At 36.5% G+C, this 20,188-nt stretch carries 16 protein-coding genes; 10 read left to right on the top strand and 6 right to left on the bottom strand.

Annotation, left to right across the window (positions count from 1 at the left end):
• Both murJ and GQ598_RS06110 read left to right on the top strand, forming a co-directional pair.
• Entirely contained in the window at positions 1-1,539 is a 1,539-nt protein-coding gene (gene murJ, locus GQ598_RS06115; RefSeq protein ID WP_160402943.1) for a murein biosynthesis integral membrane protein MurJ, read from the top strand.
• Positions 1,540-2,073: 534 nt separating this feature from the next.
• Entirely contained in the window at positions 2,074-3,750 is a 1,677-nt protein-coding gene (locus tag GQ598_RS06110; protein ID WP_160402941.1) for a hypothetical protein, read from the top strand.
• A 347-nt stretch (positions 3,751-4,097) separates the two neighbouring features.
• On the opposite strand, the gene dusC is transcribed toward GQ598_RS06110, so the two are convergent.
• From dusC to GQ598_RS06085, 5 genes are all read right to left on the bottom strand, one after another.
• Complete coding sequence (gene dusC / locus GQ598_RS06105) at positions 4,098-5,060, bottom strand: tRNA dihydrouridine(16) synthase DusC (protein WP_160402939.1); 963 nt, start codon at positions 5,058-5,060, stop codon at positions 4,098-4,100.
• A gap of 8 nt (positions 5,061-5,068) precedes the next feature.
• Positions 5,069-5,830 (bottom strand): molybdopterin-synthase adenylyltransferase MoeB, encoded by a 762-nt coding sequence (locus GQ598_RS06100; RefSeq protein ID WP_160402936.1) that lies wholly within the window; start codon positions 5,828-5,830, stop codon positions 5,069-5,071.
• 77 nt (positions 5,831-5,907) lie between these two features.
• Positions 5,908-7,227 carry an amidohydrolase gene (locus tag GQ598_RS06095; protein WP_160402935.1) on the bottom strand — a complete coding sequence of 440 codons (1,320 nt, stop codon included), beginning with the start codon at positions 7,225-7,227 and terminating at the stop codon, positions 5,908-5,910.
• 20 nt (positions 7,228-7,247) lie between these two features.
• Positions 7,248-7,697, bottom strand: a complete 450-nt coding sequence (locus GQ598_RS06090) for a hypothetical protein (protein ID WP_160402933.1) — start codon at positions 7,695-7,697, stop codon at positions 7,248-7,250.
• Entirely contained in the window at positions 7,694-8,485 is a 792-nt protein-coding gene (locus tag GQ598_RS06085; protein WP_160402932.1) for a DUF3100 domain-containing protein, read from the bottom strand. Before GQ598_RS06085 ends, GQ598_RS06090 begins: the two co-directional genes overlap by 4 nt.
• 277 nt (positions 8,486-8,762) lie before the next feature.
• Here GQ598_RS06085 and aspS point away from each other — a divergent pair, with 277 nt between their 5' ends.
• From aspS to GQ598_RS06060, 5 genes are all read left to right on the top strand, one after another.
• Positions 8,763-10,520: an aspartate--tRNA ligase gene (aspS, locus tag GQ598_RS06080; RefSeq protein WP_160402930.1), complete on the top strand. Its 1,758-nt coding sequence runs from the start codon at positions 8,763-8,765 to the stop codon at positions 10,518-10,520.
• Between the two features lie 9 nt (positions 10,521-10,529).
• Positions 10,530-10,979: a dihydroneopterin triphosphate diphosphatase gene (nudB, locus tag GQ598_RS06075; protein WP_160402928.1), complete on the top strand. Its 450-nt coding sequence runs from the start codon at positions 10,530-10,532 to the stop codon at positions 10,977-10,979.
• Positions 10,980-10,993: 14 nt separating this feature from the next.
• Complete coding sequence (locus GQ598_RS06070; protein ID WP_160402927.1) at positions 10,994-11,410, top strand: hypothetical protein; 417 nt, start codon at positions 10,994-10,996, stop codon at positions 11,408-11,410.
• A gap of 91 nt (positions 11,411-11,501) precedes the next feature.
• Entirely contained in the window at positions 11,502-12,965 is a 1,464-nt protein-coding gene (gene ubiD / locus GQ598_RS06065; RefSeq protein ID WP_160402925.1) for a 4-hydroxy-3-polyprenylbenzoate decarboxylase, read from the top strand.
• Between the two features lie 155 nt (positions 12,966-13,120).
• Entirely contained in the window at positions 13,121-14,185 is a 1,065-nt protein-coding gene (locus GQ598_RS06060) for an SEL1-like repeat protein (protein ID WP_160402923.1), read from the top strand.
• Between the two features lie 364 nt (positions 14,186-14,549).
• Here the strand turns inward: GQ598_RS06060 and ppc are convergent, their stop codons facing one another.
• Positions 14,550-17,195, bottom strand: coding sequence for a phosphoenolpyruvate carboxylase (gene ppc, locus GQ598_RS06055; RefSeq protein WP_160402921.1), 2,646 nt, complete (start codon positions 17,193-17,195; stop codon positions 14,550-14,552).
• A 352-nt stretch (positions 17,196-17,547) separates the two neighbouring features.
• On the opposite strand from ppc, the gene GQ598_RS06050 reads away from it, so the two are divergent.
• The 3 genes from GQ598_RS06050 to GQ598_RS06040 are packed head-to-tail and all read left to right on the top strand — an operon-like array spanning position 17,548 to position 20,187.
• The gene (locus tag GQ598_RS06050; protein ID WP_160402919.1) at positions 17,548-18,039 is read left to right on the top strand and encodes an NADH-quinone oxidoreductase subunit J; all 492 of its coding nucleotides are present in this window, start codon (positions 17,548-17,550) and stop codon (positions 18,037-18,039) included.
• Between the two features lies 1 nt (position 18,040).
• Positions 18,041-18,343: an NADH-quinone oxidoreductase subunit NuoK gene (gene nuoK, locus GQ598_RS06045; RefSeq protein WP_160402917.1), complete on the top strand. Its 303-nt coding sequence runs from the start codon at positions 18,041-18,043 to the stop codon at positions 18,341-18,343.
• Positions 18,340-20,187, top strand: a complete 1,848-nt coding sequence (locus GQ598_RS06040) for an NADH-quinone oxidoreductase subunit L (protein WP_160402915.1) — start codon at positions 18,340-18,342, stop codon at positions 20,185-20,187. Before nuoK ends, GQ598_RS06040 begins: the two co-directional genes overlap by 4 nt.
• Position 20,188: the final 1 nt, after the last annotated feature.

The following is a 20,188-nucleotide window of genomic DNA, read 5'->3' as shown; positions in this document are numbered from 1 at the left end:
ATGAATCTTCTAAAATCTTTAGCCACAGTTAGTTCAATGACGATGGTCTCTCGCGTATTAGGTTTTGTGCGTGATGCTATTATTGCGCGTTTTTTTGGCGCTGGCATGGCGACCGATGCTTTTTTTGTGGCCTTTAAACTTCCTAATTTACTACGGCGTATTTTTGCTGAAGGTGCTTTTTCGCAAGCCTTTGTGCCTATTTTAGCTGAATATAAAAATCAGCAAGGGATTGAAGCAACGCGTACCTTTGTTGCTTATATTGCAGGTTTATTAACGCTAGTATTAGCTATTGTTACTTTAATTGGTGTTGTCAGCGCACCTTTTGTTATTATGTTAACTGCACCAGGATTTATGCAAGAGTCAACCGAAAAATTTGAACTTGCAACGACCATGTTGCGTATAACCTTTCCTTATATCTTTTTTATATCACTGGCTTCACTTGTTGGCGCTATACTCAACACATGGAATCGTTTCTCTGTTCCCGCTTTTGTGCCAACACTACTTAATGTGAGTATGATTATATTCACGCTATTTTTAACACCTTACTTTAACCCTCCGGTATTAGCGCTTGCTGTGTCGGTTGGTGTTGGTGGGATTTTACAATTACTCTATCAGCTACCTTATTTAAAAAAGATTGGCATGCTAGTCTTGCCTCGTATAAATTTTAAAGATAGTGGTGTTTGGCGGGTTTTAAAACAGATGGGGCCGGCAATTTTAGGGGTATCTGTTGGGCAAATATCATTAATTATTAATACTATTTTTGCCTCATTTCTTGTTTCTGGCTCGGTTTCGTGGATGTATTATGCGGATCGATTAATGGAATTCCCTGCCGGTGTGCTTGGTGTGGCATTAGGTACTATATTATTGCCATCGTTAGCTAAAAGCTTTTCTAAAGGCGATCATAAACAATATTCAGAGTTGTTAGATTGGGGATTGCGCCTCTGCTTTTTATTGGCTTTACCAAGCACGATTGCATTAGGTGTTATTTCTCGCCCGCTTATATCAACGTTATTTGAATATGGCCAATTTACCTTAAATGATACATTGATGACACAGCGAGCTTTAGTTGCTTACTCTATCGGTCTACTTGGATTGATTTTAATTAAAGTGTTAGCACCCGCATTTTATTCGCGTCAAGACATTAAAACACCCGTCAAAATTGCAATTGTCACCTTAATTTTAACACAGCTAATGAATCTCGTTTTTATTGGGCCATTACAGCATGCAGGCCTTTCACTATCCATTGGTTTAGCCGCTTGCTTTAATGCTGGATTATTGTATTGGCAATTACGTAAAAAACAACTTTATCAACCGCAATCCGGTTGGTATGGATTTTTAATCAAAATCATCATAGCGGTAATTTTAATGTCTGCGGCATTATGGTTTGGTTCACACTTATTACCTGACTGGTCAACCGGTTCAATGTTGGTTCGTATTGGGCGATTGTTTGCATTGGTAATTGTTGGAATCGTTGTCTATTTTGCGTCGTTGATTGCTATGGGATTTAAGATCAAACACTTTATTAAACGAATTGATTAACAACAAACAATAATTAAAATTTTGTTAAAAATTTTAGATAACAGGAACGTTTAGGTAAAATTAATAATGAAATAAGATGAATAAAGTGTCTTTTTTTACTCTCCCCATTATTGGTGGTGTAGTTTATTTTTTATTGAGTTGTTTTTTTTTAGACGTATTTCGGTTACTAGATTTTGATATTTCAATTTATTTCTATCAAAATAAATTTGTAGATACATTATGGTTTTTTGGCCTGTTGTCGCTTGTTCTTCATTACGCTAATGTTCATATTGTTAATAAAATCAATGTAATATTATTGATTTTTATGATGATAATATTTTCAATAATTGCTGCATTTATTCAACAAAGTATAATTATTTATTTCTACGAGCTATCTATTTAATAAAACTTTACAAATTTTCAACAAAAAAAATAGCGCATTATTAATCAACAGGATATGATTCAGGCACTTTAAAATAAAGTAGTGCTCATTAATTGAGCTGTTTTTATTTAAATTTAAATAAAAACATAAATTTAATTGACTGGATAATCGAAATGCGTTACCATGACTATCATATCTGGCATCTTGCTTGCCAAACCTACGCCCTAAATCTTTTTTATTTTCACTATAGTCAAAATCAGACTCTTTTCTTATTTTTATCACCGAAGTTATCGAAATCATCACGTTTAGTAAAGTTGTCGGATATATCGGTGTTTTTTTTGTGGAGGTTGAGTTTTTTACCTTTTTCATTTTTCTTCTCTAACCTATCTAATTTATTTAGGTTATCTAAATCACATAACTTATTTAAATCAACTAAATTCTCGCTGTTCTTTGCACCACTGCTTTTATTATCATACACGCAAGGTTCTCAGGCATTAACATCGCATACATCAAGGAAAATTGAGGGTAACGCGCCGTATTTAACGTTTGATGGTGGACTAACTAAAGTGACTTCGACGGATAATCTATTAGCTATTGAGTTGCCGGATGGTAGAACCCTCAAGCCATCAACTAACACATCAAGTTCGAGAAATCCGATAAAGCTAGTCAATGGAACTACTTTTAATGATATACACATGGTGGTGCCATTATCGGTAAATACAGTCAGTTTAAATGACTTAATTACTCAAGGTAATTGGGGAGATGACGATGGGGATGGTCAGGGTACTAATGGTGTTACTGCGACGGGAAGTGTATCGGTGAGTTTTACTGATGCGGATAATAATACTGTAAGTCGTAGTGAAGCATTAGATATTTGTAAGGTTCCTTATAAGATGACATTAAGTAGTACAGGAGGAGGTTTACAAACAAAGTACGGGTTACCTAATACAAGAAATTTTAGTAGTCAAACAGTGACGTATTATATTAATCCGTATGGTGGTACTCGTATTTGTTTTGTCAGGCCGAATACTAATGGTTCTGTCTTCAAACCCTCTAGCATGGTTCCTAATAAGGGATTTTTAGTTCAGTCAACAAGTTCGTCATCTTACGGCCTTAATTTTCCAACAATGGGGGGGGATGGTTTGTATTTTGATTTACTCATAGCTGGGGTTGATGCCAGTCAGTTGACATGGCCTTCAGTCTCGCGTGGAGGGATAACAGCTACGGTGAGTTGGAGACTGCCAAAACAAGGTGAGGAAGAGGATGCGTGGATTTATGAGGATGATGATAGATCTAGTTATGTAACGCGAGTAACCTTAACGGGACCTAAGGCAAGTGATGCTCAAATGCAGTCAGATAATCCTAGCCCTTTAACCGTGCCATCTTTGCCGCAGACATTTGAGTTGGTGGGTAGAGATAGTAGTGGGAATGAGGTGAGGTATGGATTTGTGTTGAGACAGTGGTTTGTCCATCGAGGTACTAAACAGGATTATTGGTCTAACCAAATATCTTGGTGTGGTAGTTTGGGTTATCGTGCGCCAAAGCTCAAGGAGTTAACTAACGCGAAGTGTGGTTCAGATAATCGGTTCCCATGTTATGATGGCATAGATGGTGCCACGCCGTCGTCAAATACATGGTATAACACGCGTTATATAGGCGCAGGATTTTTCACGGAGTGGGGCGACTTAGGCCATTATTACATTGACGGGGGCTCCAACTTTATAGGCTTCTGGGACTCCAGCTGGACAAGCGACGCTACAGATAGCGGTGTCTACTTTGTTGTCTATGGCGGTGATGTCCGCATTAGAGATGGGTCGTACCGCGAGCACATTTATTGCACCACACCTTAGCTTTTATTTCTTAGCCCTTAATCCTTAGGCCGTGGAGGGGGGGGAGATGGTGCAAACAGAGGATAATTTATTAAAGAACAGCGCCCTAGCGTAGTTGGGGCGCTTTATTGGGAGTGCGGTTGTTGTGGTTTAAATTCGAAGTTTATTTTGTTCAACAAAGCTAATACGTCCGAAACCACTGCACCCAATCAATTATAATCACAAAAAAGTATTGATTTATTAAAGTTTTTTGGTGAAATAGCTTGTCAAAAACTTTAATAAAATCAATACCTTTCCTGACCGATTTTTATGAACCCCCATCCCTCTACATCGTTATAATAAATGAACACCAATTAGCTATTTTATTATTACCTAAGGCGCTTATTTAGGCTATTATTCGCTAAAAAATCACAGATCTCTTGCTGTGATTTGAGTGTTCGAATATTTTGTAGAACGTCTGCTGCTTGAGCATAGTGCTGTTTTAAGTAAGCAAGCCACTGTTTGATGCGTGCAGAATGATAAAGCGGTTTAACGTCATCTATGGAGGATGTTGCATAGTGGATCAATATTTCCATCACTTGTTGCCAATTGAATGGTGATTGTTCAGTTCGAATCATATTGGCTAAGTTAGGAATCGTTAAAATACCACGGCCTAGCATAATATCGTTAGTTTGGCTTTGGTTTATGCAATTTTTTGCATCCTCAATAGAAAAAATTTCACCATTAGCAATAACGGGTATGTTTAGATGTTGTTTGATTTGACCTATTGTTTGCCAATCTATTTTTTCGGCTTTATAGCCGTCTTCTTTGGTTCGACCATGAATGGCAATTTCATTGGCACCGGCAAGTTCAATTGCGCTTGCGATGTCGTGACAATGTGATTTATTATCCCATCCTAAGCGAATTTTGACTGATAACCTATTGGTTACTCCGATCGCTTGCCTTACTTGGCTGACAATATTAAATATCTGCTCGGGATATTGTAATAAATAAGCGCCTCCGTGACTACCAACGACCGTTTTGGCAGGGCAACCAAAATTGATATCGATACCATAGGAGCCTAATTCAATGGCTTTAACGGCATTTTCTGCCATCCATTCTGGCGACTGGCCAAGAATTTGCACCCGAACTGGCGTGCCAGATTTAGTTTTTCCGTTATGGTAAAGCTCAGGACATAGGCGATAAAAGGTTCGATTAGATAATTTATGATGGGTTACTCTAATAAATTCAGTCACACAATAATCAAATTGGTTAATTGAAGTTAAAAGTTGTCTGACTTGATAATCAAGCACACCCTCCATGGGTGCTAAAATAATGCGGTTAATTTTCATTGCGAAACCTAATTAGTATGACTGTTTCCACAAATGCGACAGTTAAGTTGTTTGGTAAATTTAACTTGGTTAAATTCCATTGTCATTGTATCAATCATTAGTACACGACCAATTAATGGTTTTCCATATTGGGTTAGCACTTTGATGGCTTCTAAGGCTTGCATGGTGCCAAACATGCCAACAAGCGGCGCCATGACACCTGCTTCAACACATGTGAGTTGATCTTGACCAAATAAGCGACTCAAACAGTGATAACAAGGCTCATCAGGCTGATAAGTAAATACGCTTAATAACCCCTCCATACGGATAGCTGCACCAGAAACGAGCGGTCTTTTTACATGAAAACAACAACGGTTAATTTGCTCTCGTGTCACTAAGTTATCAGTACAGTCGATGACAATATTATGCTGTTTGATAAGCGTAATGAGCTTGTCATCGTCAAGTTGCTGATGCACTGTGTCAATTAACGTATTGGCATTGATATTGGTTAAGGCTTTTTTTGCGACCTCGACTTTGTATTGATTGATATCTGTTTCGGTATATAAAATTTGTCGATTTAGGTTGGATTTTGATATGGTGTCAAAATCAACTAACGTTAATTTGCCTAAACCCGATGCAGCCAAATAGAGTGATGCCGCACAGCCAAGTCCGCCTAAACCGATGATCAGTGCTGAACTGTTTTTTAATATTTGTTGTTTATCAATATCAAAACCACGCAATGTGATTTGTCTATCATAACGAAACAGTTCTTGATCAGTCAGTTCTTGCATAGTGGATGATTATTGGGTTAATTATGACAAAGCATTATAACAGAAACTTGGCACACCAATGTGCCAAGTGATTAAGATTATTTGTCAAAGCCAGATAGGAATGTTAAATATTCTTCTTTGGTCATAAGTGGCTTATATTCTGACATCAGCGTTTGTGCAGCTTTGGCGTCGTCATAAAGTAAATCGATAATTGTACAAGCCATCATTTGCGCAGGACGGATATAAGCCATCTCCTCATCAAATACGGTATAATCTTTACCGTGTAAAACACCCCGAACCGAACCAATCCATGGGTGGCTAACAGGCATTATGTGGGATAGATCGCCAGTATCGGTGCTTCCTGTCATATGAGGGGCAACTGAAACATTTTCTTCACCAATTAACTCTTCGGCATTACGTTTTAAAAGCTCGTTAAGCGTTGGATTGTTATTTAATGGTAAATAGCCAGGCAAGTCCTTAATTTCACAGGTGGCACCAACTGCCATAGCGCCTGCTTTTAGTGCTTGATTAATTCGTTCATTGGCATCAATCATGGCGGGCACATTGCCTGCTCGCACATAACTTTCCATTCTCACATCGCTTGGAACTACATTAACTAAATCACCGCCCTGAGTAATAATCGGATGGAATCGAATATAGTCTTTTTCTTGAAATGTTTCGCGAATCGCGTGTACACCCATCATTCCCATCATTGCTGCGTTTAAGGCATTGACACCTGCATGTGGTGCAGCAGCTGCGTGTGATGCTTCGCCTTTATATTTAATCAGTTTACCGATAAAACCATTACTGGTGGTTGATATTTCGATAAAACCATCTTGGCGGTCATTGGGTACGCTAGTTAAGTGTATTTGCAGTGCCATATCAACATCGTCAAATTCACCCCGCGAAATTAGCTCTGGTTTGCCACCAATATATTTGATTTTACCTTCTTTAATTAAGCGATTTCGATAAGTGATTTCAACATATTCTTCAGCAGGCACCGCAAAAGGTACGACATCGCCCGCTAAAAATTGCATAGCTCCTGCATCAATTAATCCCATCGTAACTGCCATCATATTGGCAATTTGCGCATTATGCCCACAACAGTGCGCAGCGCCAGATGTTTCGTCAGCAGCAGGGTGATCAGCACAAATAATGGCATCAAGCTCACCAATAACAGCAATGCTGTACTGACTACCTTTTCCGCCTTTTAAGCGACCTTTTACGCCAGTTAGAGCTAATTTATTTTTAAATGGTACACCCAATTTTTCAAAGGCTTCTTCGACTTTTTTAGCGGTTTTGTGTTCTTTATAACCAAGTTCTGGTTCTGCCCAAATTGACTGAGCAATCGCTTTGATGTCAGCTTTTCGGTTTGCTATTGCGTTACAAACCTTTTTTTTAAGTTCTTCTTTTGTCATACGTTAAATCCTAATTCAAATTAGATAACACCTTCCCAATGCAAGGTGATTTGTGCAATGATTGCCGCAAAAATAAAGGTACCTGAAAACACGGCTAAAGAAACAGGAATGATTCGCCAAGAGATACTTTTAAATAATGCTAAATCTTTGCCAATAGCTAGTCCTGCATAAGCAAGTACTGGGGTACAGACAGCCAATAAAGAAACTTGATCAGTAATTGAAACAACTTGTTCGTGATAAGGAAAGATTGGTGATGAAACAACTGCGGCTACGACTGATACCCATAATATAACTGGAAATTTGTTTAATAGTGGAGTTTTACCAACTAAATAGCCGGCTATTGAGATAGCAACTAAGATTGATAATGCTTGTAGTGACAGCATAAAATCAATTTTGTAACCTACAGTATTGCCGGCGGCCATAATAATGGCAACTAAGATCAGTAAAAATATTGTTTCTAGGCATTTCATGATAACGCTCCTTCTTTGTTACGTCGTAAGCGGGCAAAAAGGTTATATAAGAAAGAGGCAAAAGGTAACGAAAATAGTGTATAAATATAAATACCAACAATACTTGATATTAAATTTGCTGTTGTTGCATAGGCTTTGATTTCGCTAGCCATTTGAGGATAAAGATCACTTATTGGTGCAAGTGATGCCGCCATCATACTACCACTTCCAACCCCAGCCCCCATCGCTAACGCATAAGGATGGAGGATATCTAATTTTGCCATTACGCTAGCAAGTATGCTCATCCAAATAGCGCCATAAAGCGTGCCACACACATACATTGCCATAACACCACGACCTTCAGCAGAATCTAATCCATATTTGTCGGCAACGATCGCGATATTGGGTTCGCGAGCAACTGAATAAGTTGCGCCCACCGCTTCGCGTTTCATGCCTAATATCATTGCCAGTGGTAAGCCTAATAAAATCGTGCCGGCAAAATGACCTAACTCTTGAAAAACTAAGGCTAATTTCGCATCTTCTAAAATCATATCAATTTTAGGACCAACCGAAACGCCAAGCTTGGCAACAAGTAGCATTAAAGTAACCATCATGATGGTACTGGCATGATTCATATTTTTTAGTTTTAATATTTTAAATTTGGGAAGACTAATTATTCCGCCAATAATCATGGCGTATAACATCGGGTACACTGAGATAGTCCAAATCGATTGTTTACCGATGAACTCACATACTAAAACAACGACTAGTGCAAGAGCATGCACTCTGTAGTCTTTTAACATTTCCATCCTTATGGCCTCATAGAATATTTTATTGTTAATAAAATTAGTTATGGTCACTAAAATCATAAGCAACAATTATCATTGTGTAGTTAATATACATAACCTAATTTACTTACGTCAACAAACAAGTTCCATCAATTACACGTTAGTAAACAATATGGTAATAACAACACAAAATATTTAAACAATTAAAGAAGAAATCTCAATAAATGCCTTTATAAGGGTTTTATTTGTTTTATAATAAACACTATTTTTAAAGATTGATACTTAAACAGGATATTTTATGCGTTCAATTTATTGCGGTCAGTTAACGGCATCTCATATTAATCAAGAAGTAACATTGTGTGGGTGGGTCAATAAACGTCGGGATTTAGGCGGTATGATTTTTATTGATATGCGCGATCGTGAAGGCATTGTTCAGGTGTTTTTCGACCCAGATTATCAACAAGCGTATCAACTTGCGGGTGAGTTACGTAATGAATTTTGTATTCAAATCAAAGGAAAAGTAAGAGCTCGCCCTGAAGGTCAAATCAATAAAGAGATGGCAACTGGCGAGGTTGAAATTCTGGCCACTGAGCTGACTATATTTAACCGTAGCGATGTTTTACCTCTTGATTTTAATCAAAACAATAGTGAAGAACAGCGTTTAAAATATCGTTATATTGATCTTCGTCGCCCTGAAATGGCAACGATTTTTAAAACTCGAGCCAAAATTACTGCGTTTGTTCGTTCATTTATGAACGAGCATGGTTTTTTAGATATTGAAACCCCTATGTTAACCAAAGCAACACCGGAAGGAGCTCGAGACTATTTAGTGCCAAGCCGAATTCATAAAGGTGAATTTTATGCCCTTCCACAATCGCCACAGTTATTTAAGCAATTGCTGATGATGTCAGGATTTGATCGCTATTATCAAATTGTAAAATGTTTTCGAGATGAAGATTTGAGAGCTGATCGTCAACCTGAATTTACCCAAATCGATGTTGAAACGTCATTTATGACGGCCGAACAAGTGCGTGAGGTTATGGAACAAATGATTCGTGAACTTTGGTTGCATGTTAAAAATGTCGATTTAGGCCAGTTCCCTATCATGACTTTTGCTGAGGCGATGCGTCGTTTTGGTAGCGATAAACCCGATTTACGTAATCCGCTCGAAATTATTGACGTGGCTGATATTGTTAAAGATGTTGATTTTAAAGTGTTTTCAACTCCAGCCAATGATCCTAAAGGTCGCGTAGCTTTACTTTGTGTACCAAATGGCGCCCAATTAACACGCAAGCAGTTAGATGAATATACACAATTCATTTCGGTTTATGGTGCTAAAGGTATGGCATGGATTAAGGTTAATGAACGCCATAAAGGCTTAGAAGGCGTACAAAGCCCTGTGGCAAAATTCTTTAATGAATCACAAATGGAAGCCCTACTTAATCGAGCCAATGCTAAAGATGGCGATATTTTATTATTTGGTGCCGATAGTTATAAAGTTGTAAGTGATGCACTCGGTGCATTACGTTTAAAAGTTGGTAAGGACTTAAGCTTAACTGATGAAAGTAAATGGGCTGTGCTTTGGGTTGTTGATTTCCCTATGTTTGAAGAAACCGATGAAGGACTAACGGCGATGCATCATCCATTTACATCACCAAAAGATTATACACCCGAAGAGCTTATCAAGAACCCGGAAAATGCTGTTGCGAATGCTTATGATATGGTTATAAATGGTTATGAAGTGGGTGGTGGATCGGTTCGTATTCATCGCAGTGAAATGCAGCAAGCAGTTTTTTCAATTTTAGGTATTGATGAGCATGATCAACGTGAAAAATTTGGCTTTTTACTTGATGCATTAAAATATGGCACACCACCTCATGCAGGATTAGCATTTGGATTAGATAGACTAAGCATGTTATTAAGTGGAACCGATAATATCCGCGATGTGATAGCATTTCCTAAAACAACTGCGGCCGCATGTTTATTAACCGATGCGCCAAGTCCAGCAAATGCGGCAGCATTAACTGAATTGGGTATTGAAGTAAGTAAAAAATAGCGATATGTGATGCAAAAATTTAAAAATCCTGAATCTGTTCTGGTAGTGATTTTCTGCCAGACAACTAATCGTTGTCTTATGTTGCAGCGTAAGGATGACCCTTGTTTTTGGCAATCAGTTACAGGTAGCATGGAAACAAATGAATCGCCATTAGATACTGCGATTCGTGAAGTTCTTGAAGAAACAGGCATTGATATTATAGGGCAAAATCTTAAGTTAATAGATGCAAAGCATACCGTTGAGTTTGAGATTTTTCCTCAATTTAGACATAGATATGCGCCAGAAGTTAAAATAAATAAAGAACATTGGTTTTATCTACCTCTTATTAATGAGATAACACCTGTGCTTACTGAACATTTAGCTTATCAATGGCTAACGATTGATGAGGCTACTAGTCTTACTGTATCGCCAAATAACAGTGAGGCTATTGTTAAAATTCATAGTTTGATTAAATCTTAATTAAGAGGTCGAAAATGAAATTGAGTCTATCTGCTCTTGTATTTTCCTGTTTATGTTTTTTTATACCAATCAGTCATGCTGAAATAAGTATAAAAAAGTGCCAATTCAATCAAAGTGATTATATTATTTTTGATGAATATGACGCTAAAATCGCTGAGAAGATCATTGATTATAAATTACATGACCAACCCGAAAAGCGTGAAAATAGTATTATTCAGATATTTGCTAATGAAAATAGTGATGATCGCAATGACTGGCTCGCCTCGTTCCGATTCGATGATGAATCTGAAGAATATTTATTTTATCAAGTTGAGCAGGATGAATTTATTGAAATCGACAAAAAGCAGTTTGAAACCCTATTACCTAAAATTGTGGCGTGTAATCAAAATAAACAAGTACCTATTTACAGTGAAAACTTTGATGCTGATTAATTAAATTGAACGACAGGTTTCCATTGAGGATTAAAAGACTTTTTTAGATTTGGTTAACTCAAGATGAGCTAGTAACAGGGAGTGATAATACATGCATTTTTCAAATTTTAGAGATTTTTTAGATTATCTTGAACAGCAAGGTGAATTAAAACGAATTACTTTTCCTGTTAATCCTTATCTTGAAATGACCGAAATTGCTGATCGCGTATTACGCAGCGAAGGTCCTGCCTTATTATTCGAAAACCCAATTGGCTATGATATGCCTGTTTTATGTAATCTATTTGGCACAGCTAAGCGCGTTGCGATGGGTATGGGGCATGAAGATACTTTAGCTTTGCGTGAAATTGGTGAGTTATTGGCATTTTTGCGTGAACCCGAACCACCCAAAGGCATACGGCAATTTTTTAATGTATTACCTAAATATAAACAAGTACTAAATATGCCAGTCAAACATCGTTCATCAGCCCCTTGCCAAGAGGTGATTTTTAAGGATGATGAAGTGGATTTGACGCGTTTACCCATTATGCATTGCTGGCCTGATGATGTGGCACCGCTGTTATCTTGGGGACTGACTATTACTAAAGGTCCTTATAAAGATCGACAAAATGTGGGTATTTATCGCTTGCAGCTTTTAGGCAAAAATAAATTAATTATGCGCTGGCTTTCACATCGTGGTGGGGCGCTTGATTTTGCCGAGTGGCAACAAGCAAATCCTAACCAAAAATTCCCTGTTAGTGTTGTGATTGGCGCTGATCCGGCAACCATTTTAGCTGCAGTGACACCCGTGCCAGACACTTTATCCGAATATGCTTTTTCTGGATTATTACGCGGTAGTCGAACCGAAGTGGTGAAATCGTTATCAAACGATTTAGAGGTTCCAGCTAGTGCAGAAATCGTGCTTGAAGGTTATATTGATCCTAATGAGTTAGCATCAGAAGGTCCGTATGGTGATCACACCGGTTATTATAATGAAGTTGAGCAATTTGCTGTATTTACCGTGACACATTTAACACGTCGTAAAGATGCGATTTATCATTCAACCTATACCGGTAGACCACCAGATGAACCCGCGGTAATGGGACTTGCGTTGAATGAGGTCTTTATACCAATTTTGCAAAAACAATTTCCTGAAATTGTCGATTTTTATTTACCCCCCGAAGGATGCTCATACCGTATTGCGATTGTGACAATTAAAAAACAGTATCCAGGCCATGCTAAACGAGTCATGATGGGGGTTTGGTCTTATCTAAGGCAATTTATGTATACAAAATTTGTGATTGTCTGTGATGATGATATTAATGCCCGTGACTGGAAAGATGTTATGTGGGCTATTTCAACACGTATGGATCCACAGCGTGATACTACTTTTATTGATAATACACCTATCGACTATTTAGACTTTGCTTCGCCGGTTTCTGGATTGGGTTCTAAAATGGGGTTGGATGCGACTAATAAATGGAAGGGGGAAACCAATCGCGAGTGGGGAAAGATTATCAAGAAAGATCCTAAAGTTGTTGCTCGGATTGATGAAATTTGGGATGAACTTGGTTTATAATTTAATATATTATGTTGTTTATTAAAGGGAAAATAAACTCATATAGCTTGATATTAAAAATATATAATTTCAAAATGAATAAGTATTAAACAAAAACTATTCCCTTTGGTCGCATTTATGTATAATTATTATTAATATCATTATAATTAAAAAATATGAAAAAAAATCAAATTTTATTAGTACTATTATTATCCATTTCTTGTTGTGCAATGGCTACAAATTATAAGGTGCAATCAAGCGATGCCCAATTAAAGCTTAAAGAGTCAGAGTCGTTGCTCCCTTCTTTGCGTTTGTCTGCAGAAAAAGGAAACGCAGAAGCTCAGTACTCATTAGGTGGTATTTATAAACAAGGATTGGGTGTTGAAGAAAGTGATGTTCGTGCTTTTTTTTGGTACAAAAAAGCAGCCGAACAAGGACTTGCCAAAGCACAAAATAATTTAGGGTTTATGTATCAAAATGGTCTAGGTACTGAGCGTAATTTAAATGAAGCGTTTAAATATTTTAAATTAGCTGCAGCTCAAAATTATGCATTGGCTAAATATAATTTAGCTTTAATGTATAAAGAAGGTGACGGTATAGGAAAAAACACATTAGCTGCGATTGATTATTTTTCACAAGCAGGTGATGAGGGTATTTATGATGCTTATTTAAATCTCGGTATTATGTATTTTTTTGGTGATGGAGTAACAAAAGATCGCATGATAGCGGCTGATTGGTTTAGTAAAGCTGCGAAAGATAATATTCCAGAAGCGCAATATTATTTAGGGCTAATGTCAGAAAATGGCGATGGTCTAACCCAAGATTATGTTGCCGCTAACTATTTTTATACACAAGCGGCAGAACGAGGGTATGTGCTAGCTATGTATAATTTAGCTATTATGTATGCGACAGGAACGGGAACTAAACCAGACAATACACAAGCTGCATATTGGTTTACTAAAGCTGCTGAAGCGGGTAATGCCGATGCCCAATATAATATTGGTGTGATGTACGATGTAGGCGGTGGTGTTGATAAAGACGAGAAAAAAGCCGTTGAATGGTATCTAAAAGCTGCAGAGCAAGGCAGTGTAGATGCTCAATATAATTTAGGTGTTAAATATCTGGAAGGTGAAGGTATTGATAAAGATCAAGAGCGTGCTATCTATTGGTTCACTAAAGCTAGCGAACAAGGCGATCAAGACGCTAAAGCTTATTTAGAACAGTTATTACCTAAAAAATAAAAAAACATTGTGCTTTTTAGATTGTTGACAAACCTCGATATCATTCGGGGTTTATTTTTTTATTGGGATGTTACCGAAAATACTTAAAAATATGCTATCGGCTAACATACATTATTAAATGATTATTATAAAAAACAAAAAATAAAAAATTCAATAAAATCAATACCTTTTCTAACAGTTTTTATTGAAAATAAGATTGATTTTTGTTCGGCGGAGGGAGCTTATCTTTGATGTAGGTGGATTTAGAGCATTTGAGTTTTTTCGGCATTGAGCAATAACTTTGGCTATTTTATACATCAATGAAATCAAAGAACTCGTTAGAAAACGAGTTCTTTGTTAACAGCAGAAAAAGTATTGAGCTTTTTTATCCTGAGTTTCGCATACCAGCTGCAATTCCAGAAATAGTAATCATTAATCCCTGTTCTACTATAATATTTTCGTTATCGTTGTATTTTCGTGAACGACTTAATAACTCAGCCTGTAATAAATTTAATGGTTCAATATAAGTATTACGCAATGCCACCGACTGTGCTATCCAAGGTAAATCAGCCATTAAGCTAATATCATCGGTAATGGTTAGCACGGTATTGATATCTTGGGTTAACAAATTTCTTAGTTCTTCACCTAATGGCCATAGTGCAGGATCGACTAAACGTTGTTCATAATATTCGTGGATGTTTGGTGCGGCTTTGGCATAGACCATTTCAAGCATACCTAATCGAGCATTAAAAAAAGGCCAATTGTGATACATTTCTTTAAGAAGATTTTGTTTACCCTCTTCAATAGCTACTCTAAGTGCACTACCGGCACCAAGCCAAGATGGCACCATTAAACGGTTTTGTGTCCAAGCAAAAATCCATGGAATAGCACGTAAACTTTCGATACCACCGCCAGTTCGACGTTTTTGTGGTCTTGAACCAAGTGGTAATCTACCTAATTCAGCTTCTGGTGTTACTGCTCTAAAATAATCAACAAACTCAGCTCGTTCTCGTACATAACTGCGATAGCAATTGCACGAAATTTTAGACATTTCATCCATGATATTGCGCCATTCTTGTTTGGGTGCAGGCGGCGGCAATAAGTTGGCTTGTAAAATCGCTGATGTATACAGCATTAAACTGCTTAGAGCAACTTCTGGTAGACCAAGTTTAAAACGGATCATTTCACCTTGTTCGGTAACTCTAAGTCCGCCTTTTAATGAACCCGGTGGTTGTGAAAGCAGTGCCGCATGTGCTGGTGCTCCACCTCGACCTATTGAACCGCCTCGCCCGTGGAATAGCACTAAATTAGTATCATACTTTTCAAATAAGCTAACTAATTCTTCTTGCGATCGATATTGTGCCCAAGATGCTGCGAGTGTCCCTGCATCTTTAGCCGAGTCGGAGTAGCCTATCATTACCATCTGCTTACCTTGAATTTTGTCGCGATACCAAGGAATATCCAGCAGTTTTTGCATCACCGATTTTGCGTTATTTAAATCTTCTAATGTCTCAAATAACGGTGCAACAGGAATATATTTTTGGCAATCAACAATTTTCAATAACAAGTAAACAGCTAATATATCAGAAGGGGCTTTAGCCATTGATATTACGTAAGAGGCAATCGATTCTTCGCCAGCTTTTTGGATAACACGACAGGTATCTAAAACTTCTTGAACCATTTGATCTGGTTGCCAGTTATAAGGCAATAATGGTCGATTAGATTGTAATTCAGTTAATAAAAACGCTTGTTTTTCTTGCTCTGTCCATTTTGCATAGCTACCTAAATTAAGCTCTTTGGTTAATGCATCAAGCGCTTCAGTGTGTACTGAGCTGTCTTGGCGAATGTCTAATTTAACTAATTGTAAACCAAAACTTTTAATGCGTCGTAAAGTATCAAGTAATGGACCATGGGCTATAGTTGACATACCGTGATCAATTAATGACTCATAACAGGTATAAAGTGGCATCCATAGCTGTTCATTTTTAATTAAAATATCACTGGGTGGTAATACTCGCTCATTATTCAGCAAAGCTTCAATATAATTGTGAGTGTTAATCAAACGTGTTCGTAACTGTTTCATTACAGCTCGATAGGGCTCGGAAACAGTTTTGTTTTTTTCATCTAATAGATCAATGACTGAATCACTACATTCCGTCATTGAAAGTTCACGTACCAGTATTTGAATATCTGCTAAAAATAACTCAATTGCCTTTAATCTCGCTTGTAGCATGACCTTTTCGGTTACTTTAGCTGTCACATTTGGATTACCATCACGATCGCCACCCATCCATGAGGTAAATTTAATAGGCACATGATCAACTGGTAATTGCTCATCAAAGGCATCGACTAACTGGTCATTAAGTTCACGCAAAAATAGCGGCACACCTTCCCATAAGCTATCTTCAATGACCGAAAATCCCCATTTAGCTTCATCAATGGGGGTAGGGCGTTTTTTGCGGATTTCATCGGTATACCATGCCTGACAAACTAACTGTTTTAAGCGGCGCATAATTCGTTCTATTTCATAGTCGGCTAAATCATCATGATCCAGTTGAGATAAACAGTTATTAATAGCCGTATAAGTATTTATCATGGTTCGGCGATTAATTTCTGTCGGGTGTGCAGTTAGCACCAATTCAATCGATAACTCATTAATCGCTTCGGTAATAGTTTGATTTGAAAAATCGAGATTTTTAAGTGTACTAAATAATTCAGTCATTTTTTTGGGGCTACTAGATGCTTCTCCATGGGGAGAAATACCATAATATTCAGCAGCCGTATTGACTAAATTTAAAAACTGATTAAATGCCCGTGCAACATGTAATAAATCATCATCATTAAGGTTTTCAATTAATTTGAGTAGCTCATTATGTGCTTGGGTGTTTCCTTGTTGAGCTGATTTTGATAGCTTTCTTATTTTTTCAACTAAATCAAAGGTTTCATTGCCAGTGGCGCGTTTTATTGCATTGCCCAGTAAAGTGCCTAACATATTGACATTACTTCGCATTGAGGAGTATTGGTTATTCATGATTCTCTCATCTTAGATTTTATTATGCCTAAGCACCTTTAAGCTGCATGACCCAAATGACAAATTAATGGGATAGGTATAATGATTGGTTAATGTGCTTAATTTATATACTTTATAACAATTTCGCTTTGAATTTAAATAATAAAATTTTATGGTTTTTATTTTTTTTAGTTGTTTTAATTATATTTACCATGAAAGATCAACAAATAAAAATGTCACATTTCATTGTGATATACTCACCCAAATACAGTTTAATAAGCTTATTTTTCGATGAACACTGTGTTTGTAAACTGTATCTTGATATCATTTGGGTATATACTAACAGCATTATCAATACATATTGGATTATTTAATGATCGCTGTTTTTTATATCGCGTCGATTATTGCTGTTTTTGCCAGTGTAAAAGTGATTAGTAGTTTAAGGATTGATAAAGCAATCTTATACCTTGTTATTTCACTTTTTGCATCAGCGTTGATATTTATTCTGCTTGATAACTATTTTTTTGCCGTTTTATATATCCTATTATTTATTGGTGGATCGGTAACTATTTTTTTACTTGTTGCTTCAATTTTGAAAATTAGTGTGGATACTGTAGAGCATAACAAAAACGGTATTAGTCCAAAAATTTGGTTAGGACCGTTAATTTTAGCCTTTATTTTGCTTGTTGTTCTTATTTATGGTGTAGTAAGTGTTAATTACTCAGAGTTAAAGGAATCTCATGAATTAATGCATGAAATGTCCATATATGCCTACATTTTGATGGCTGAATTAGCCCTGTTTTTATTATTAGGTGCAGCCGTGATTTCTTATCATTTTATGCATCGGCTTATGTCGGAGAAATAATATGATTCCACTCATGTATTGTCTTATTTTTGCCTCTATTTTATTTGTAATTGGTCTATTAGGCGTAATGATTCGACGTAATTTTTATTTTTTATTACTTAGCCTGATTATTATGAATAATGGTGCAATAGTTGCATTATTTGCGGCAGGTAGCTATTGGCAACAATCCGATGGACAAGTGCTTGCAATACTAGCGGTAATAACAACCTTTGCTGAAGTTTGTGTTGGCCTTGCGTTAATGATGAAACTATTTTATCGTCGAAAAATCTTTAATATTGATTCATTGAGTGAAATGAAAGGATGAATTTACTTTATTTAACTATTATTGTTCCCTTGCTCACTTTTCTAATATTAGTTTGCTTTGGAAGGCATATTCGATCAATTAATGTGATGATTATTGGTATTAGTACTATGCTAGTAATTACATTAATTACTATCTTTTCTTGTATTGACTTTATTTCAAACATAGTTCCAGACATGAGCTTAGTTTATACAAGACCATTGTGGAATTGGTTTTCTGTAGGCGATTTTATTGTGCCTATTTCTTTAACATTAGATGGTTTATCACTAATTTTTTTAGTTTTAATCTCATTCTTCGGTTTTTTGATCTACTTCTTTGCTGCCTGCTATTTAACGTCCAGCAAGGATATTTATAACTTCTACGCTTACAGTAATTTATTAATTGCCAGTATATTAACTGTCATATTAGTTGATAACTTGTTTGTTATGTTAATTGGCTGGGAAGGTGTGAGCATAAGTACTTACTTACTTATTGGTATCTACTATCAACAGGCTCGTAATGGTTATGCGGCTGTAAAGGCATTTATCATGATGCATTTAACCGATATCTTTTTAATCCTTGGCATATTTTTATTGTATCAAACCGTAGAGACATTAAATATTCGTGATGTTTTGACGCAATCTCATGATAATTTGGCGGTCGATTCAGATATCATCTTTTGGATAACTTTAATGCTGTTCCTTGGTGCAATGAGTAAGTCTGCGCTATTTCCTATGCACTCATGGTTTGCTCAAACAACATTAGCACCAATGCCTGCGGTAGCTTTATTACAATCATCAACGGTGATTTTAGCTGGAGTATATTTAGTTTTAAGGCTTAGTAATTTGTTTATGATGTCAAATGACGTGCTTGCTATTATATCAATAATGTCATCGTTAACCATATTATTTGCTAGTACTATTGCCTTAGTACAGTATGATATTAAACGAATTATCACCTATATTAATTTAGCGCAAATTAGCTATCTATTTTATGCTTTTTCAACGCAGAATTGGAGCTTGTCTCTTAATTACTTAATTAATTATGCTGTAACAAGCACATTGCTGATTTTAGCTTCATCAATTTTAATCAAAAAATGCCAAGGTGAACGCGATATAAGCAAAATGGGAGGCTTAATTAAATCGTTTCCGATGCTATATTCGGTATTTTTGTTTATTATGATATCACTAAGTGCTATGCCTTGGATTTCATCATCATTTTATATCAAGGGCGATATCATATTGGGCTTAATGACTCAAGATAAATTGATATCTGGGACCATTGGTTTATTAGGTATTTTGCTTTCTAGTTTAAATATTTGGCGTTTAATTTCAATAATATTTTATCACAAACAAAAACAGTCTGACTTTGCAAAAACTAAATGGATAAGTTATTTGCCAATTTTTATATTACTGATATTTCCTACCGCGTTATTTATCTATTTCCCATTACCAATTCGCGGTATTGTTCCAATCGCTGAGTTAGACACTAACGGACAATTACTTTTCCAACTACTGTTAGCCGCAGTGACAGGATTAAGCTTCTTGATTGCCTATATTTTGTATGCACGTCCAAATAGCGAAGTACAAGAAGTTTTAAATACGCCAATGATTAAATTCTTTTTACGATTATGTAATAGTGATTGGCGTTATGATTATTTGTTGCATACTCTATTTGTTAAACCTTATGTCTACCTAGCTAATTTATTAAAAAAAGATCCATTAATTTTATGGGATAATTGGATTTTGTGGGGTATTAGAAAGGTAAATGAATTCATCGTTGACTTAGAAAATGGGCAAATTCGATGGTATATGCTGTCAATGGTTATAGGTAGTATTACCATATTAATGTTACTGATTTTTATTTAAA

The sequence above is a fragment of the Gilliamella sp. Pas-s95 genome, from assembly GCF_009795795.1.
In the GTDB taxonomy this organism is placed as follows: Bacteria; Pseudomonadota; Gammaproteobacteria; order Enterobacterales; family Orbaceae; genus Gilliamella; species Gilliamella bombicola.
The sequence above is the reverse complement of the archived record's forward strand: the minus strand, read 5'-3'. Positions and strand labels throughout refer to the sequence as shown.

Excerpts from the sequence above, each read along its gene's own strand:
- murJ (WP_160402943.1), top strand. The coding sequence starts at position 1 with ATGAATCTTCTAAAATCTTTAGCCACAGTTAGTTCAATGACGATGGTC.
- GQ598_RS06110 (WP_160402941.1), top strand. The coding sequence starts at position 2,074 with ATGCGTTACCATGACTATCATATCTGGCATCTTGCTTGCCAAACCTAC.
- dusC (WP_160402939.1), bottom strand. The coding sequence starts at position 5,060 with ATGAAAATTAACCGCATTATTTTAGCACCCATGGAGGGTGTGCTTGAT.
- GQ598_RS06100 (WP_160402936.1), bottom strand. The coding sequence starts at position 5,830 with ATGCAAGAACTGACTGATCAAGAACTGTTTCGTTATGATAGACAAATC.
- GQ598_RS06095 (WP_160402935.1), bottom strand. The coding sequence starts at position 7,227 with ATGACAAAAGAAGAACTTAAAAAAAAGGTTTGTAACGCAATAGCAAAC.
- GQ598_RS06090 (WP_160402933.1), bottom strand. The coding sequence starts at position 7,697 with ATGAAATGCCTAGAAACAATATTTTTACTGATCTTAGTTGCCATTATT.
- GQ598_RS06085 (WP_160402932.1), bottom strand. The coding sequence starts at position 8,485 with ATGGAAATGTTAAAAGACTACAGAGTGCATGCTCTTGCACTAGTCGTT.
- aspS (WP_160402930.1), top strand. The coding sequence starts at position 8,763 with ATGCGTTCAATTTATTGCGGTCAGTTAACGGCATCTCATATTAATCAA.
- nudB (WP_160402928.1), top strand. The coding sequence starts at position 10,530 with ATGCAAAAATTTAAAAATCCTGAATCTGTTCTGGTAGTGATTTTCTGC.
- GQ598_RS06070 (WP_160402927.1), top strand. The coding sequence starts at position 10,994 with ATGAAATTGAGTCTATCTGCTCTTGTATTTTCCTGTTTATGTTTTTTT.
- ubiD (WP_160402925.1), top strand. The coding sequence starts at position 11,502 with ATGCATTTTTCAAATTTTAGAGATTTTTTAGATTATCTTGAACAGCAA.
- GQ598_RS06060 (WP_160402923.1), top strand. The coding sequence starts at position 13,121 with ATGAAAAAAAATCAAATTTTATTAGTACTATTATTATCCATTTCTTGT.
- ppc (WP_160402921.1), bottom strand. The coding sequence starts at position 17,195 with ATGAATAACCAATACTCCTCAATGCGAAGTAATGTCAATATGTTAGGC.
- GQ598_RS06050 (WP_160402919.1), top strand. The coding sequence starts at position 17,548 with ATGATCGCTGTTTTTTATATCGCGTCGATTATTGCTGTTTTTGCCAGT.
- nuoK (WP_160402917.1), top strand. The coding sequence starts at position 18,041 with ATGATTCCACTCATGTATTGTCTTATTTTTGCCTCTATTTTATTTGTA.
- GQ598_RS06040 (WP_160402915.1), top strand. The coding sequence starts at position 18,340 with ATGAATTTACTTTATTTAACTATTATTGTTCCCTTGCTCACTTTTCTA.